10 protein-coding genes are annotated in these 15,990 nt (G+C 71.4%); 8 read left to right on the forward strand and 2 right to left on the reverse strand.

What is annotated here, in order from left to right; genetic code table 11:
• The first annotated feature begins 126 nt into the window (after nucleotides 1-126).
• From ACXJMZ_RS24755 to ACXJMZ_RS24775, 5 genes are all read left to right on the forward strand, one after another.
• On the forward strand, nucleotides 127-1,419 hold the full coding sequence (locus tag ACXJMZ_RS24755) for an ABC transporter substrate-binding protein (RefSeq protein ID WP_457032251.1): 1,293 nt from the start codon (nucleotides 127-129) through the stop codon (nucleotides 1,417-1,419).
• Entirely contained in the window at nucleotides 1,416-2,387 is a 972-nt protein-coding gene (locus tag ACXJMZ_RS24760) for a carbohydrate ABC transporter permease (protein ID WP_457032252.1), read from the forward strand. Before ACXJMZ_RS24755 ends, ACXJMZ_RS24760 begins: the two co-directional genes overlap by 4 nt.
• Complete coding sequence (locus ACXJMZ_RS24765) at nucleotides 2,387-3,208, forward strand: carbohydrate ABC transporter permease (RefSeq protein ID WP_457032253.1); 822 nt, start codon at nucleotides 2,387-2,389, stop codon at nucleotides 3,206-3,208. Before ACXJMZ_RS24760 ends, ACXJMZ_RS24765 begins: the two co-directional genes overlap by 1 nt.
• Complete coding sequence (locus tag ACXJMZ_RS24770) at nucleotides 3,205-5,568, forward strand: beta-xylosidase/alpha-l-arabinosidase (RefSeq protein ID WP_457032254.1); 2,364 nt, start codon at nucleotides 3,205-3,207, stop codon at nucleotides 5,566-5,568. The genes ACXJMZ_RS24765 and ACXJMZ_RS24770 overlap by 4 nt, the downstream gene beginning before the upstream one ends.
• 180 nt (nucleotides 5,569-5,748) lie before the next feature.
• Complete coding sequence (locus ACXJMZ_RS24775; protein ID WP_457032255.1) at nucleotides 5,749-8,238, forward strand: glycoside hydrolase family 9 protein; 2,490 nt, start codon at nucleotides 5,749-5,751, stop codon at nucleotides 8,236-8,238.
• On the opposite strand, the gene ACXJMZ_RS24780 is transcribed toward ACXJMZ_RS24775, so the two are convergent.
• Together ACXJMZ_RS24780 and ACXJMZ_RS24785 are read right to left on the reverse strand one after the other, a co-directional pair.
• On the reverse strand, nucleotides 8,178-9,956 hold the full coding sequence (locus ACXJMZ_RS24780; RefSeq protein WP_457032256.1) for a phosphatase PAP2 family protein: 1,779 nt from the start codon (nucleotides 9,954-9,956) through the stop codon (nucleotides 8,178-8,180). The genes ACXJMZ_RS24775 and ACXJMZ_RS24780 overlap by 61 nt on opposite strands.
• A 98-nt stretch (nucleotides 9,957-10,054) precedes the next feature.
• Nucleotides 10,055-11,425 (reverse strand): jacalin-like lectin, encoded by a 1,371-nt coding sequence (locus ACXJMZ_RS24785; protein ID WP_457032257.1) that lies wholly within the window; start codon nucleotides 11,423-11,425, stop codon nucleotides 10,055-10,057.
• A 398-nt stretch (nucleotides 11,426-11,823) separates the two neighbouring features.
• On the opposite strand from ACXJMZ_RS24785, the gene ACXJMZ_RS24790 reads away from it, so the two are divergent.
• The 3 genes from ACXJMZ_RS24790 to ACXJMZ_RS24800 all read left to right on the forward strand — a co-directional run bounded on the left by ACXJMZ_RS24790 (nucleotide 11,824) and on the right by ACXJMZ_RS24800 (nucleotide 15,935).
• On the forward strand, nucleotides 11,824-14,472 hold the full coding sequence (locus tag ACXJMZ_RS24790; protein ID WP_457032258.1) for an RICIN domain-containing protein: 2,649 nt from the start codon (nucleotides 11,824-11,826) through the stop codon (nucleotides 14,470-14,472).
• A 174-nt stretch (nucleotides 14,473-14,646) separates the two neighbouring features.
• On the forward strand, nucleotides 14,647-15,177 hold the full coding sequence (locus ACXJMZ_RS24795) for a SigE family RNA polymerase sigma factor (RefSeq protein ID WP_457032259.1): 531 nt from the start codon (nucleotides 14,647-14,649) through the stop codon (nucleotides 15,175-15,177).
• Entirely contained in the window at nucleotides 15,174-15,935 is a 762-nt protein-coding gene (locus tag ACXJMZ_RS24800) for a hypothetical protein (RefSeq protein ID WP_457032260.1), read from the forward strand. The genes ACXJMZ_RS24795 and ACXJMZ_RS24800 overlap by 4 nt, the downstream gene beginning before the upstream one ends.
• Nucleotides 15,936-15,990: the final 55 nt, after the last annotated feature.

Consider the following 15,990-nt stretch of genomic DNA (forward strand, 5'->3'; position numbering starts at 1 on the left):
CGAATGCTAGCCCCTCGGCGGGCCGGATCCGATCCCGTCGAACCCCTTGACGGGCGGCGGGCGCGGCCCTAAGTTTCCCACAACATTCGGCAATATGACCGCAACATTCGAAACCGAGGGCAGGGCATGGGTTCGAGATTTGCCGCGACCGCAGCGGCCACCGCGCTTCTCCTGGGCATGACCGCCGCCTGCGGGTCCGGCGGCGGCGCCTCCGACGCAGGCTCCGGGACGATCCACGTGATGGTCTACGGCGACGCCACCAACAAGGTCGAGAAGCAGATCGCCGACACCTTCAACAAGACCTCCCCGGTCAAGGTCGTCCTCGACACGGTCCCCGGCGCGGACTACCAGCAGAAGCTGCAGACCGTCATCAACACCCCGCAGGCCCCCGACGTCTTCTTCAACTGGGGCGGCGGCTCCATCCAGCCGTTCGTCAAGGCGGACCTGCTGCTCCCGCTGGACGGGTTCATCGCCAAGGAGCCCGGCCTGAAGGACAACTTCCTGCCGTCGGTCTTCAACTCGGCGGTGGTGGACGGCAAGCCGTACGGCATACCGATGCGCGGCACCCAGCCGGTGCTGCTGTTCCACAACAAGAAGGTGCTCGCCGACGCCGGCCTCGCCGCGCCGAAGACCTGGGACGAACTGGTCACCGACGCCAAGGCGCTGAAGGCCAAGGGCATCACCCCGATCGCGCTCGGCGGCGGCGACAAGTGGCCCACCCTGATGTGGTTCGAGTACCTGTACGACCGGATCGCCGGGCCCGGCCTGTTCCAGCAGGCACTCAACGGCGACAAGGCCGCCTGGGCGAGCGAGGACAGCCGCCGGGCACTGGCCACCCTGAAGGAGCTGGTCGACGCGGGCGCCTTCGGCACCAACTTCGACTCGGTGAAGTTCACCGACGGCGGCGCTCCCGCCCTGGTCGCCAAGGGCAAGGCCGCCTTCGAGCTGATGGGCTCCTGGTACTACTCCACCCAGCAGGACGCCAACCCCGACTTCGCCAAGTCCGGTCTCGGCTACACCAACTTCCCCTCCGTCAGCGGCGGCAAGGGTGACCCGGCCGCCGTGGTCGGCAACACCAACAACTTCTACTCGGTGCTGAAGAAGACCAAGCACCCCGAGGCCGCCGCAGCCTTCCTGAAGCTCATGTACTCCGACGAGTTCGTCCAGGCGCAGCTCGCCGTCGGCAACCTGCCGACCACCACCAACACCGTCAACTTCCTCGACACGGCGGCCAGTCCGGCGTACTCCAAGTACCAGTACGAGCTGGTCAAGGCCGCGCCCTCGTTCCAGCTCTCCTGGGACCAGGCCTACCCGCCGAGCGCCATGACCCCGATCCACACCGCCGTCCAGCAGTTCTTCAACGGCAAGACCGACGCGGACGGCTTCATCAAGGCCATGCAGGCCTTGCCGACCTCATGACGGCCAGCATCGGCGACCGACGAGAAGCCGGCGAGGTGCGTGCCCCGACGCCGCGACGCCGCCCCCCAGTTGCCGGAGGGTCCAAGCCAGCCGGGGCGGGGGTGACCCGCCCGGGCTTCGGCTGGGCGGCGCCCGCTGCCGTGTTCTTCCTGCTGTTCGCGATCGTGCCGCTGCTGCTGGTCGCCGTGCTCTCCTTCACCAGCTGGAACGGCATCAACGAGCCGACGTTCAACGGTCTGGACAACTGGACCGGCCTGCTGCACGACCCGGTGATGATCGAGTCGATCGGGACCACCCTGCTGCTCACCGCTCTCGGCGTGGCGGTCCAGACCCCGGTCAGCATCCTGCTCGGGGTCTGGGCCGCCGGCCGGCAGCGCAACCGGGCCGTGCTCTCTGCGATCTACTTCGTCCCGCTGCTGCTGTCGGCGACCGCCGTCTCGGTGGTGTGGCGCGCCGTCCTCGACCCCAACTTCGGTGTGCCGTCCCAGCTCACCTGGCTGTTCGGCGACGGCAACCTGCTCGGCAGCCGCAGCGGTGCGATCGGGGTGCTGGCCTTCGTCGGCGTCTGGCAGTTCACCCCACTGCACGCGCTGATCTACCAGGGCGGCGCCCGGGCCATCCCCCAGGTGCTCTACCAGGCTGCCTCGGTCGACGGCGCGGGCCGGGTGCGGCAGTTCGTCCACATCACCCTGCCTCAGCTGCGCAACACCGTGATCACCTCGACGGTCCTGATGGTGGTCGGCGGCCTGACCACCTTCGACACGGTACTGATCCTCACCCAGGGCGGCCCCGGCACCGACACCACGGTCAGCGCGTACTACATGTACCAGAAGGCCTTCAAGGGCTTCGACTTCGGCGCAGGCTCGGCCATAGCCCTGGTGCTGGTGGTGGTCGCCACCCTGATCTCGCTCGCGGTGGTCCGGTTCACCGGCTACGACCGGATGCGCTCCACGACAGAAGGCCTCTGATGCTCCGTCGACGACCCAACTACCTGGCCGGGTCGGGCTCCCTGGTGTGGCTGCTGCTGGTCGGCCTGCCGCTCTACGTGCTACTGATCGCCACCCTGCGGACCCGCTCCGACTACTCCACCGAGGGCCCGCTCAGCCTGCCCCGCGAGTGGACGGTGCAGAACTACCTCACCGACCTGTCCAACGGCTTCGGGCAGGACTTCCTCAACACCCTGGCCGTCACCGTGAGCGTGGTCGCCATCGTGCTGCTGCTGGTCCCGCCGCTCGCCTACGCGATCGTCCGCGCCCGCGGCCGGGCGACCGGCTGGGTGTTCCGGCTGTTCCTGCTCGGCCTCGCCATCCCCGCCCAGGCGGTGATCGTGCCGATGTTCTACGTGATCAGCAAGACCGGCCTGTACGACCACCTGATCGGCGTCATCCTGCCGACCGCCGCGTTCTGCCTGCCGGTGTGCACCCTGGTGCTGACCGGTGCCATGCGCGACATCAGCCCCGAGCTGTACGAGGCGATGGCCATCGACGGCGCCACCCCGGCGCGGGTGTACCGGCAGCTGGTGCTGCCGCTGTCCAAGGGTGGGCTGTCCTCCATCGTGGTCTTCTCCGCCCTCCAGGCGTGGAACGGCTTCCTGTTCCCGCTGATCCTCACCCAGTCCGACTCCACCAAGGTCATGACGCTCGGTCTGTACGAGTTCCAGACCGAACACGGCGTGGACGTCCCCGGCCTGCTCAGCGCCGTCGTGCTGTCCGTGCTCCCCATCTTCGTCGTCTACCTGTTCGCCCGTCGCGCCCTGGTCCAGGGCCTGATGGGTGTGGGAGGAAAGTGAACCACCGTCAGAATCCCCGGCCCGCCTGGCACGACACCTCACTCCCGGCGGAGGCCCGGGCCGATGCCCTGATCGCGGCGATGACCCTGCGCGAGAAGACCGCCCAACTGGTCGGCGTCTGGGTGGGCGCCAGCGACGAGGGCGGCGAAGTCGCCCCGCATCAGCACGAGATGGACGAGCCACCCGACCTGGACGAGCTGCTGCCGCACGGGCTCGGCCAGTTGACCCGGCCGTTCGGCACCGCCCCGGTCGACCCGGCGCTCGGCGCGCTCTCCCTGCTGCGCAGCCAGCAGCGGATCGCCGCCGCGAACCGCTTCGGCATCCCGGCCCTCGCCCACGAGGAGTGCCTGGCCGGCTTCGCCGCCTGGGGCGCCACCGCGTACCCCGTGCCGCTGTCCTGGGGCGCCACCTTCAACCCGGCGCTGGTCCGGGAGACGGCCGCCACGATCGGCCGCGACCTGCGGGCCGTCGGCGTGCACCAGGGCCTCGCCCCGGTGCTCGACGTGGTCCGCGACGCCCGCTGGGGCCGGGTCGAGGAGACCATCGGCGAGGACCCCTACCTGGTCGGCACCGTCGCCACCGCCTACGTCCAGGGCCTGGAGTCCGCCGGGATCGTGGCCACCCTCAAACACTTCGCCGGGTACTCCGCCTCACGTGCCGGGCGCAACCTCGCACCGGTGAGCATGGGGCCGCGCGAGCGGGCGGACGTCATCCTGCCGCCGTTCGAGATGGCGGTCCGCGAGGGCCTCCCCCGCTCGGTCATGCACGCCTACACCGACACCGACGGCCTGCCCTCCGCCGCCGACGAGGCCCTGCTCACCGGACTGCTCCGGGACACCTGGGGCTTCACCGGCACGCTGGTGGCCGACTACTTCGGCATCGCCTTCCTCAGGACGCTGCACGGCGTCGCCGAGGACTGGTCCGACGCCGCCGGGCTCGCCCTGGCCAGCGGCGTCGACGTCGAACTGCCCACCGTGAAGACCTTCGGAAGACCGCTGCTCGACGCCGTCGAGGCCGGCGCCGTACCGGAGGAGCTGATCGACCGGGCGCTGCGCCGCGTCCTCGTCCAGAAGGCCCAGCTCGGCCTGCTGGACGCCGACTGGAGCCCGGTGCCGGAGGTCCTCGCCGACACCGATCTCAGCACACCGGCGAAGTTGCGCGGCCTGGTCGACCTCGACCCGCCCGGTAACCGGGCGCTCGCCGCCGAGCTCGCCGAACAGGCCGTGGTACTGCTGCGCAACGACGGCTCGCTGCCGCTGGACCGGCCCCGGCGGATCGCCCTGATCGGACCGAACGCGGACGAGCCCACCGCCGTACTGGGCTGCTACGCCTTCCCCGTGCACGTCGGCGGCCAACACCCGGACACCCCGCTCGGCATCGAACTGCCCACCCTGCGCGAGGCGTTGCTGGAGGAGTTCCCCGGCAGCGAACTGCGCACGGTGCGCGGGGTGACGGTCGACGGCGCGGAGACCGAGGGCATCGCCGAGGCGGTACGGGCCGCCCGGGAGGCCGACGTGGTGGTCCTCGCCCTCGGCGACCGGGCCGGGCTGTTCGGCCGCGGCACCAGCGGCGAGGGCTGCGACGCCCCAACCCTCGAACTGCCGGGCCGACAGCAGCAGTTGCTCGACGAACTGCTGGACACCGGCACGCCGGTGGTGCTCACCCTGCTGGCCGGGCGGCCGTACGCACTCGGGCGCGCCGTCACCGAGGCAGCGGCCGTTGTGCAGTGCTTCTTCCCCGGGGAGGCCGGCACCCGGGCGCTCGCGGGCGTGCTCGGCGGGCGGGTCAACCCCTCCGGCCGGCTCCCGGTCTCCGTCCCCGCCCATCCCGGCGTCCAGCCCTCCACCTACCTGGCCGCCCGCCTCGCCCAGGCCGGCGAGGTCTCCAGCACCGACCCGACACCCGCCTACGGCTTCGGACACGGCCTCAGCTACAGCGAGTTCGCCTGGTCCGGCCTCGTGGTGGAGGCCGCCGAGACCGGCACCGACGGCGAGTTCCACATTGCCTTCGACCTGCTGAACACCGGCGAACGGGCCGGCACCGAAGTCGTCCAGTTCTACCTGCACGACCCGGTGGCCTCCGTGGTCCAGCCGGTGCAACGGCTGGTCGGCTACCGGCGGATCGCGCTGGACGCCGGGGACGCCTGCCGCGTCGACCTCCGACTGCCCGCCGAACTGGCCTCCTTCACCGGCCGCGACCACCACCGGATCGTCGAACCGGGTGCCCTGGAACTGCGGATCTCCGCCTCCAGTACCGACATCCGCTTCGCCGTTCCACTACGCCTCACCGGCCCGGTCCGCCGGGTCGACCACACCCGCAGACTGCACCCCGCGATCGCCGTCCAGGCCCCACCGGACTGACCGATGCCCTGGGCAGCACGTCGTGCTGCCCAGGGCATCCTCACGACCCGGCGCCTGGGAGGTCCTCCGGGAGTTCGTCAACGGCCTTCTGGATCCGGCCTCTTGACGCGAGCCGTCCGGCTCTGGCTTCCTATGGGAGCGCTCCCACAATCCCCCACCCCACCTAGGAAGGCTCCACCCGTGCCTCCTGTCCTCTCCTCCCGCGGCCTGTCACGCCGCGCGGCCGCCCTGGTCACCGGTCTGGCCGTGGCCGCCGGCGGCCTGACCGCCGCCGTGTTCACCACCGTCCCGGCGGGCGCGGCCACCACCGCCGCCGTCGCGGCCCCGGCCGACGTCCCGGTCCGGGTCAACCAGCTCGGCTATCTGCCCGACGGCCCCAAGCGGGCCACCGTCATCAGCACCGCCACCGCCCCGCTGACCTGGCAACTCCGGGACGGATCAGGCGCGTTGGCCGCCTCCGGCAGCACCACGGTGCGCGGCGCCGACCGGGCTTCCGGCCAGTCCACGCACCTGGTGGACTTCGGCACGTACACCGGGACCGGCAACGGCTACACGCTGGTGGTCGACGGCCGGGCGAGCCACCCGTTCGACATCTCGGCCTCGCTCTACGACGGCCTGCGCTCCGACAGCCTGTCGTTCTTCTACCAGCAGCGCAGCGGCATCGCGATCGACGCGGCCCTGGCCGGCTCCGCCTATGCCCGCCCGGCCGGTCACCTGGGCGTGGCGCCGAACAAGGGCGACACCAGCGTGCCCTGCCAGGCCGGTGTCTGCGACTACCAGCTGGACGTGCGTGGCGGCTGGTACGACGCGGGCGACCAGGGAAAGTACGTGGTGAACGGCGGCATCGCCACCTGGGAGATCGTCAACTCCTTCGAGCACGCCCGCCGTTCGGGAGCCGAAGCGGCACTCGGCGACTCCACCCTGCGGGTGCCCGAACGCGGCAACGGCGTACCGGACGTCCTCGACGAAGCCCGCTGGGAGCTGGACTTCCTGCTCCGGATGCAGGTCCCGGACGGCCGCCCGCAGGCGGGCATGGCCTTCCACAAGATGCACGACGCCAAGTGGACCGCCCTACCGACCCGACCCGAACTCGACGGCGAACAGCGCGAGTTGCACAAGCCGTCGACTGCCGCAACCCTCAACCTGGCCGCCACCGCGGCCCAGGCCGCTCGGGTGTACGCCCCGTACGACGCGGCCTTCGCCGCAAAGGCGCTCACTGCCGCCAAGCGGGCCTGGACGGCCGCCAAGGCCAACCCCAACGTGCTCGCCCTGTCCACCGACAACACCGGCGGCGGCGCGTACGAGGACGCCGACGTCTCCGACGAGTTCTACTGGGCGGCGGCCGAACTCCTCGCCACCACCGGCGAGTCGCAGTACCGCGACGCCGTGACCTCCTCCGCGCACCACACCAAGCCCGTCGACGGTTTCTGGTGGGGCGGCACCGCGACGCTCGGCCGGATCACCCTCGCCACCGTCCCCGGTGTCGCCCTGCCCGCCGACGACCTCGCCCGGGTGCGCGGCCTGCTCACCTCGGCCGCCGACACCCACCTGTCCACCATGGCCACCCAGGGCTACGCGGTGCCGATCGCCGCCGACGCCTACGTCTGGGGCTCCAACAGCTCGGTGGCCAACAACGCGATGGTGCTGGGTGTCGCGTACGAGCTCACCGGCCAACAGCGCTACCGAGCCGGTGCGTTGGAGTCCCTGGACTACCTGCTCGGCCGCAACGCGCTCGACCTCTCCTACGTCACCGGCTACGGCGAACGCTACTCCGAGAACCAGCACCACCGCTTCTGGGCCCACCAGAACGACGCCGCACTGCCCCACCCGCCGGCCGGCTCCTTCGCGGGCGGGCCGAACGCGGGCCTGGAGGACCCGGTCGCCAAGGAGAAGCTGACCGGCTGCGCACCGGCGGCCTGCTACGTCGACGACATCGGCTCGTACTCCACCAACGAGGTCGCGATCAACTGGAACGCCTCACTGACCTGGCTCGCCGCCTTCGCGGCCGAGCGCCGCGCCACCCCGGCGACGCCGACGGTCCAGGTGACCCCGGCAGCCGTGACGGTGCCGGAGGGCGGCTCGGCCGCGGTCAGCGTGCGGCTCTCCTCGGCGCCCGCGCAGAACGTCACGGTGGCAGTCGCCCGCTCCTCCGGCGACCAGGACCTGGCGGTGTCGTCCGGCTCCGCCCTGGTCTTCACCCCGGCCAACTGGGCTACCGCACAGCAGGTTTCGCTGTCGGCCGCACAGGACGCGGACACCTTGGCGGGCAGCGCGGTCTTCTCGGCAGGCGGCTCCGGCGTGACAGCCGCGGCCTTCACCGCCACCGAGGCGGACGACGACAGCGCGCCCCCGGCGGCCTCGTGCTCCGTGGCGTACAAGGTCGACAACGCCTGGGGCAACGGCTTCACGGCGACGGTCACCGTCAAGAACACCGGCACCTCGACCGTCTCCGGCTGGACGCTCGGCTGGAGCTTCGCGGGTGACCAGAAGATCTCCAACGCATGGAACGCCACCGTGACCCAGTCGGGCAGCGCGGTGACCGCCCGCGACTCGGGCTGGAACGGCACCCTGGCACCCGGCGCCACGGCGAGCTTCGGCTTCCAGGCGACCTACTCGGGCACCAACGCCACCCCGGCCCCGTTCACCCTGAACGGCTCCGCCTGCGCCTGAGCAGCCTGAACCCGGTCTCGAGGCGGCGGGTCCCTCGTACCTTCGAGGGACCCGCCCGACTGCAGGTGGTCGCCGCAGACCCGGGCCCCGCCCCGGGCGGCGTCCACGCGCAACGTACCGCCCCGGACCTCGACGTCGCCGTGCCCCAGGGCGTCGCGCGAGGCGGCGGTGAGGACACCCGCCTCCAGCACGGTGCCGCCGGTGTAGCGGTTGGTGCCGCTGAGGGTCAGCGTCCCGGTGCCCCGCTTGGTGAGGCCGCCGCGACCGCCGATGTCGTGGCGCCAGGCGTCGGCCGCCGCGAAGCCGCCGTCCGCGGCATTCATGGTGACGCACACGTCCTCGTCGAACGCGCCGTAACCGTCCGCCGCGGCGAAGAGGTTGAGCCGCCCCCACATCTCCGGGCCGTCCAGCAGGACGTAGCCCGACGCGAGCGCGGTGGTGCGGAGCACCTCGCGGCGCTGCGCGGCGTCGAGGTAGGGCAGGCGGGTCTCCAGGAGCACCTCGGCGCCCTTCGGTACGGCCATCGGGATCTCCCGGCCGCGCCGCTGCAGGATGTAGGTCAGCCGGGGGGTGACGTTCCTGGAGTTGGTGTCCCGGTCGCCGTACGGGTCGCTGCCGGGGCCGGCCGAGTGGGCGAAGGTCTGGAGCGTGTCGGCCGTGGCTCCGGTGTGCGACCGGAAGTACGCGGCCGCCTGGGCCCGGGCGGCCGCCTTGAGTTCGGCGTTCCTCGGATCGGCGAGGGTCGCGGCGGCGAGGGCGGTGGCGAGGGTACGGCCCCCGATGACGTCCACGGGTGAGTGCATGCCCGCCACGATGCGGGTGTGGCTGAGCTCGGTGGCCCGCGCCATCAGCTCCTGGAAGCGCTCGGGCACCGCGTACGCGAGGGCGATCGCCGCCAGGTGGAAGGCGTTGGTGTGGCCGCTCACGAAGCCGCCGTCGTCGGCCGGGGAGGTGCTGCGCTGGCGCAGCAGTTGGGGCGCGACGACGACCTCGGACCGGTAGACGGGGTAGCCGAGACTGTCCGTCGCACCGGTCGCGACCACCGCGCTGTCCCGGTCCGACCGCCAGGGCCGCGGGTACCGGTAGGCGTACTTGGACGGGTTGCCGGAGGCGTAGGGGCCGCGCAAAGTGTCCACCAGCCGGACCACCGCCCCCAGTTCGGAGTCCGCGGCACCGGGGCCGACGGCGGAGCCCGCGGGTGCGCCCGCGGGGACGGCGTCGTCCACCTTCGCGGGCGGGGTGCTGTCCGGTGCCGTGGTGATGGAGGTGACGGCCCTGGCGCCGGTCCGGTACAACTCCGCGAGCGGGCCGAGCCCGGCGATGACGGCGTAACTCTGGTGCTGGCGGTCGTAGATGAACGCCTCCCGGGCCTGCGCGGCGGTCCGCCGTGTGGTGACCCTCGCGCAGTAGTCCATGTTGGCGCGGAGGATCTCGGCCATCAGCGGTGAGCCGGTGTCCCAGCTGGGCCCCGTCTTCCACAACCGGTTCATCCCGGTGAGGATGCGGACCGCCGCGTTCCCCTCCGGGGTCAGGTCCGCCATGGTGTTGGTCGTGTAGGCGTCGACGAAGGCCGCCGGGGCGGAGCCCTGCTCGGCCGCCGCCGCCCGCTGAGGGGCCGTCAGCAGGCCCAGCGCCGTGGGGGCCGCGAACAGGCCGGCTGCCGTACCGGCGGAGGTCCGGAGGAATCGGCGGCGGTCCGTGGCGTTCTGCTCGTTCATGTTCTTCTTCCTGTGGCGGCCGTGGGGGCGCCTCGTGGGGACGTACCTGACCCCCGGTCCGGGTGGCGGCCCGGACCGGGGAGAGCGGGGGCGGCGGGTCAGCGCTGCGTGTAGATCAGCCCGAGCTTGTCGACGTTGTCACCCGAGCGACCGGTGAACCCGGCGATCTGCCACCCCACCGGCGCGGTCCTGGTGACGCAGTCGGACGTCGTCGTGCCGCCTGCCAGCGACCGGCCCAGGTTGGTGGTGAACTTCGCGGAGAAGATGCGGGTGCGGCCGCTGTACTGGCCCTGGCAGAGGGAGACCGAGTCGAGGTACTCGCCGCTCGCCAGCGTGAGCGAGGAGGCGGTCCCCCCGTTACCGCCGTGGGTCAGCACGGTGCCGTCCGCGAGAGTGAGCCCCACCTGGTCGACGCGGGAGCCGGCGCGCAGGGTGACCACCTTCACCCCGGCCCCCGGCGCGACCCGGTCGATGTCGTTGTGGAAGTCGCCGTGCGGGCCGCCGAACTGATCGCTCGCCAGGTAGGCCGGGTTCCGGCTCCAGGTGAGACCGACGGCGACCGGGTCGTGGTCGGAGAGCATCAGGCCGGCCGGGTCCAGGAAGTCGGCGTGCTTGTTGGTGTACGAGGTGGCGGTGAGCGAGAGCAGCCTGCTGCTGCGGTAGAGGACCTTGTCGACGATCTCGCAGGTGTCCGTCACCGCGTTCGGGTCGCACAGCAGGGGGTCGGCACCGGGGCTCGGCGCCACCCCGCCGCGCTCCAGCGCCACCCAGGCGTCGGTGAGCCGGTTGTCGGCGGCGAAGGCGGCGATGGTGTCGGCGGCACGGGTGTAGCGGGTGTTGGTGTCGCCCATCACCAGGACGGCGTTGCCCGCCGAGTGGGTCTTGATGTACGCGGTGAGCTGGGCGAGGTTCGCAGCGCGGGCCTTCTCGTCGCCGTCCTCGGTGCCGGCGTTGGCGTGCAGGTTGTACGCGTCCAGGTACACACCCTCGGCGAGGCGCACCCGCATGAAGGTGAAGCCCTTCGGGGTCAGGCAGTCACCGGAGTCGAGCTGGCAGTCGTTCCACCGCACCCGCTCGAAGTCGTCGCTGTCGTAGGCCGATCCGGAGAGGGTGTTGAGGCCGCTGCCGATGCCCGCGCCGCCGCTGGTGGCGGTGCGGAAGGGGTGCGAGTCGGCGGCGTAGAGGGCGGCGTGGTAGTTGAAATCCTCCTGGACGTGCACCAGGTCGTACGGCGTGAGCCGCTGACCGATCGCGGTCGTACTGGTCTGCCGGTCGGTGGAGGCACTGGACAGCACCTGGGGCAGACCGGCCACGTTGTACGTCAGGACGGAGAGCGACCCGCCGGCAGCCGTCGGCGCGGCCGGGGCGGCGTGTGCGGGCACGACACCGAGGACGCAGGCCGCGGCGACCGAGGTGAGGGCTCCGGCGACGCGGGTACCGAGGGAACGGCGGTAGCGATGCTTGTTCATCGAGCTCCGATCAGGAGGCGGATGGATCCGGCGCCCGGAGCGTATGAGTGACCATTGTCAGCGTCAACATCGCCTTGGAGTCTTCACCACTCCTGTGACCTGCATGTTCTTCACAGAAAGCCTGGTGGTCGCGGACATTTATGTGAGCGTTAACAGAATGTTCGCAACTGACTGAGGCCAACACCTCGCCGGCCCTCGTTCCCGACACACAGTCAGGTAAGGCAGTGCGGGACCCGGTTCACCGACGAGATGTCGGCGAGCGGCAACCTTTTCCGAAGCTGTGGCAACTCAGGGACGACCGAAGACGATCACACGACGGATCGTCCGACCCCACGCCGTATGCCCGCGTACCGCTGAGCCGGTGCGCGGGGCATGCCTGAGGCAAGGAGTAGCCCCGCATGAACGAGACGAGCCCCGCCGCGCACGGTCGCGGCCGGCGCAATCGCGTGGCCGATGGCGAGCGACCGACGCGTGGACGCCACCGCCGGCGCCGGACGGTGGTGGCTCTGGCACTGGGCGTGCCCGGTGTCCTCGGCCCCTACCTGCTGTTCGTGCAGGCCGACTCGGAGGCGGCGGCGGTGGACCCCGGCGCCTACTACGAGTTGGTGTCCGTCCGCAGCGACAAGGTGTTGGACGTGCCCGGAGCGGACACCGCGGACGGTGCCTGGGCCCGGCAGCAGAGTCGGGTGGCCGGTGCCGCAAGCCAGCAGTGGCGGCTGAAGCTCGTGGAGGGCGGCTACTACGAGCTGGTGAACCGCAACAGCAGCAAGGTCCTTGGTGTGCGGGGGGCTTCCACCGCCTCGGCCGCCGCCGTCGAGCAGCAGGCCGACCGCGGGGCCGCCGCGCAGCAGTGGAGGATGGAGAACGTCGGTGGTGCGGCCGTCAAGTTCGTCTCCCGGAGCAGCGGCCTGGTCCTGGACGTGTGGGGTGGCTCGAGCGGCGACGGCGTGCCCCTCATCCAGTACGCCGACCGGGGCAGCACCAACCAGCAGTGGAAGCTCGTGAAGGCGGCAGGCCCGGGCGGCTACACCTGGCACAACGCACAGATCGTCGGTGGCGGCTTCGTCACCGGTCTGGTCTTCAACCCCGCCCGCAAGGACCTGCTGTACGCGCGCACCGACATCGGCGGCGCGTACCGCTGGGACCCGGCCGCCGGGCAGTGGACCTCCCTGACCGACTGGATCGGCGGGGCCGACTGGAACCTGCTGGGTATCGAGAGCCTGGCGACCGACCCGGTCGACCCGGACCGGCTGTACCTCGCCAGCGGCACCTACACCAACGACTGGGCGGGCAACGGCGCGATCCTGCGCTCCACCGACCAGGGTCGGACGTTCCAACGCACCGACCTGCCGTTCAAACTGGGCGGCAACGAGGACGGCCGGTCCATGGGCGAGCGGCTGATGGTGGATCCGTCCGACCATCGCACGCTCTACCTGGGCACCCGCAAGAACGGACTGTGGCGGAGCACCGACTACGGTGTGACGTGGAGTCAGGTCGGGAGCTTCCCGGTCAAGGACGGTGCGAGCAGCGGGGTCGGTCTGTCCTTCGTGACCTTCGGCCCGGCCGGCAGCAGGACGATCTACGTCGGGGTCGCCGACAAGGCCACCTCGCTGTACCGCTCCACCGACGGTGGCAGCACCTGGCAGGCCGTGCCTTCCCAGCCGAAGGGGCAGCTGCCGCAGCACGGAGTGCTGTCCGGCGACGGCTCGCTGTACCTGACGTACACCAACGCGCCGGGTCCGAACGGGGTGACGGCCGGTTCGGTCTGGAAGTACACGCCGTCCACCGGGGCGTGGAAGAACGTCTCACCGTCCAGCGGGAGTTACGGCTTCGCCGGACTGGCGGTCGACCCGCAGCACTCTTCCACGGTGATGGTCACCACCCTGGACCGCTGGTGGCCCTCGGACGAGCTGTACCGCTCGACCGACGGCGGCGCCTCCTGGAAGGCGCTCGGCGCGACCTCGGTACGGGACAACTCGGCGGCACCATATGTGGGGACCGGCATCGGGCACTGGATGGGTGCCATGGCCATCGACCCGTTCGACTCCGGGCGGGTGCTGTACGGCACCGGATCGGGGATGTGGGGCAGCCGCGACGTGACCGAGGCGGACAGCGGGCGCCCGACGCACTGGACCGTCCCGGCCAAGGGCCTGGAGGAGACCGCGGTGCTCGGGCTGGCCAAGCCCCCCGGCCTCCCGCTGATCAGCGCACTCGGCGACGTCAGCGGGTTCCGGCACGAGGACCTGACCAAGGTGCCCTCGGCGGCGCTCTCCGGACCACAGTTCACCAACACCACCGGTATCGACTTCGCCCAGGCGAAGCCCGGGTTCATGGTCCGGGTCGGCCTCGGCGGCGCCCAGCACGGCGCCTGGTCGACCGACGGCGGGGCCGTCTGGACAGCCTTCACCGGGGTGCCGGTCGGCGGCGCGGGCGGCGGGACGACGGCGGTCTCGGCGGATGGCGGCACAGTGGTGTGGACTCCGGACGGCCAGCGGCCGTACCTCTCCACCAATCGTGGTTCGACCTGGACAGCAGTCGCCGGCCTGCCCGTCAACACTGCCGTGCTGGCCGACCGTTCGGCGGCGAACACCTTCTACGCCCTGAGCGGCGGCACCCTGTCCGCCAGCACCGACGGCGGCCGGAGCTTCGCCGCCCGAGCCACCGGCCTGGGCGGCGGAAGCCTCAAGGCGACCCCCGGCGTCGCCGGTGACCTGTGGATCACCGGCGGGGGCGACGGGCTCCTGCACTCCACCAACGGTGGGGCGAGCTTCACCAAGGTCGGCAGCGTGCAGCAGGCACACGGCATCGGCTTCGGGAAGGCGGCCCAGGGCGCCGCCCAGCAGACCCTCTACCTCAGCGGGACGGTGCAGGGGGTCACCGGGGTGTTCCGCTCCATCGACGGCGGGCAGACCTGGGTCCGGATCAACGACGACCGGCACCAGTTCGGCGGCAGCGTCATCAGCGTCATCGCCGGCGACCCCGACGTGTACGGCCGGGTCTACCTCGGCGGCTACGGCCGCGGCGTGGTGTACGGCAACCTGTCCTGACCGACCTGGGGTGGGAGGACGGCGCTCCCCGCCGTCCTCCCATCCAGAAATGTCGACACCAGCGGCCATCACTCCATCGCCGGGGGCGACCCTCGTCCGGACACGGCGACAGGCGCTGTTACGCTCGAGCTCACTGTTAGCGCTCACATTGCAACGAGAGGGCGACCGGGGGACATGCTCCTCGATGACACCTCCACGGAGTTCCACGAGTTCTTCGAACGCCACTACGCCGAACTGGCCCGTCTCGCCCACCTCCTGACCGGTGAGAAGGACGCGGCCGACGACCTCGCCGCGGATGCCCTGCTCGCGCTGTGGCAACGCTGGGACCGCTTCCGGGAGGCTCGTCACCCGCTGGCCTACGCCCGCGGCGTGGTGGCCAACCTGGCTCGGGAGCGGATCCGGAGCGCGGTCCGCGAGCGCCGCCGGGTCGCGCTGTTCTGGTCCCGCAGCCCGGAGGAGATGGTCGGGCCCGACGTGGCGGGCGTGCTCGACGTCCGTGCGGCGCTGGCCCGCCTGCCGTTCCGCAAGCGGGCGTGCGTCGTGCTGCGCCACGCCTTCGACCTGTCGGAGAAGGACGTCGCGATGGCCCTGGGCATATCGGTAGGTACGGTGAAGAGCCAGACCTCGAAGGGTATGGCCGAGTTGGAACGAATACTTGGCGCACGAGCGGTCGGAGAACTTGCCACGGGAAGGGGGGCTCGGTGAACGAGGAGATCAGCCGTCGACTGCGCGAGGCCGCCGAGGCCCACCAGCCCGACCGCGCACAGATTTTGGCGCGGATGGAGCGCGGCGCCGCAGGCGCCACCATCAAGCACCGCACGCCGTCGGTCAGGAGGTCACTGCCCAGGGCAGCGCTGGCCGGCCTGGTCACCGTCGGCATCCTGGCGACCGGAGGTCTCGCCGTCGCCGGTATCGTCGGAGCCCCGTCGCCGCCTGCCACGGCTCCCGTCCTCCCGTCGCCGACCGTCACGCCGACTCCGACACCGTCGGCCCGTACCAGCACCGCCGGTTCGGCCCCGGCGGCCACCCCGAGCAGCCCGCGTCCGACTCCGTCGGCCGCCAGTCGGGTCCAGAACGGCCCGCTGTGGTCGGAGGGTTCGATGGACCCGCACAGCAACGTCTTCTGGGCCCAGAGCGACCTCACCCTCAAGACCGCCCAGCCGCTCACCTCGCTCTCGGTGGAACTGCGCATCGCGCAGACCGGCGACGTCCGGTCCACCGGCAGCTGGCGAACCCTCCCGATCGACGACTTCACCGTCACCGTTCAGGAGGCCGGCGGTGCGCTGGTCTACCGCTGGGTGCTCAAGCCGGGCCGCACCGTGCCGGCCGGTCTGCACGTGTTCGCGGCCCAGTACAACCACGCCACCGGTGTCCGCAACACCACCAGGGACGGCTACCGCGTCGAGACGCAGAGCTCCGGCGGTTCCGCCGCGGTCTGGGGAGGCTTCGGCGCGAGCCGGTGAGTGTTGTTCGCCTGCGGTGGCGACAGATGAGAGGAACCCCCAGCCGATGCCCCGG

The sequence above is a fragment of the Kitasatospora sp. P5_F3 genome, assembly GCF_054049135.1.

Coding starts and splice junctions, on each gene's coding strand:
- ACXJMZ_RS24755 (WP_457032251.1), top strand. CDS start 127: ATGGGTTCGAGATTTGCCGCGACCGCAGCGGCCACCGCGCTTCTCCTG.
- ACXJMZ_RS24760 (WP_457032252.1), top strand. CDS start 1,416: ATGACGGCCAGCATCGGCGACCGACGAGAAGCCGGCGAGGTGCGTGCC.
- ACXJMZ_RS24765 (WP_457032253.1), top strand. CDS start 2,387: ATGCTCCGTCGACGACCCAACTACCTGGCCGGGTCGGGCTCCCTGGTG.
- ACXJMZ_RS24780 (WP_457032256.1), bottom strand. CDS start 9,956: ATGAACGAGCAGAACGCCACGGACCGCCGCCGATTCCTCCGGACCTCC.
- ACXJMZ_RS24785 (WP_457032257.1), bottom strand. CDS start 11,425: ATGAACAAGCATCGCTACCGCCGTTCCCTCGGTACCCGCGTCGCCGGA.
- ACXJMZ_RS24790 (WP_457032258.1), top strand. CDS start 11,824: ATGAACGAGACGAGCCCCGCCGCGCACGGTCGCGGCCGGCGCAATCGC.
- ACXJMZ_RS24795 (WP_457032259.1), top strand. CDS start 14,647: ATGCTCCTCGATGACACCTCCACGGAGTTCCACGAGTTCTTCGAACGC.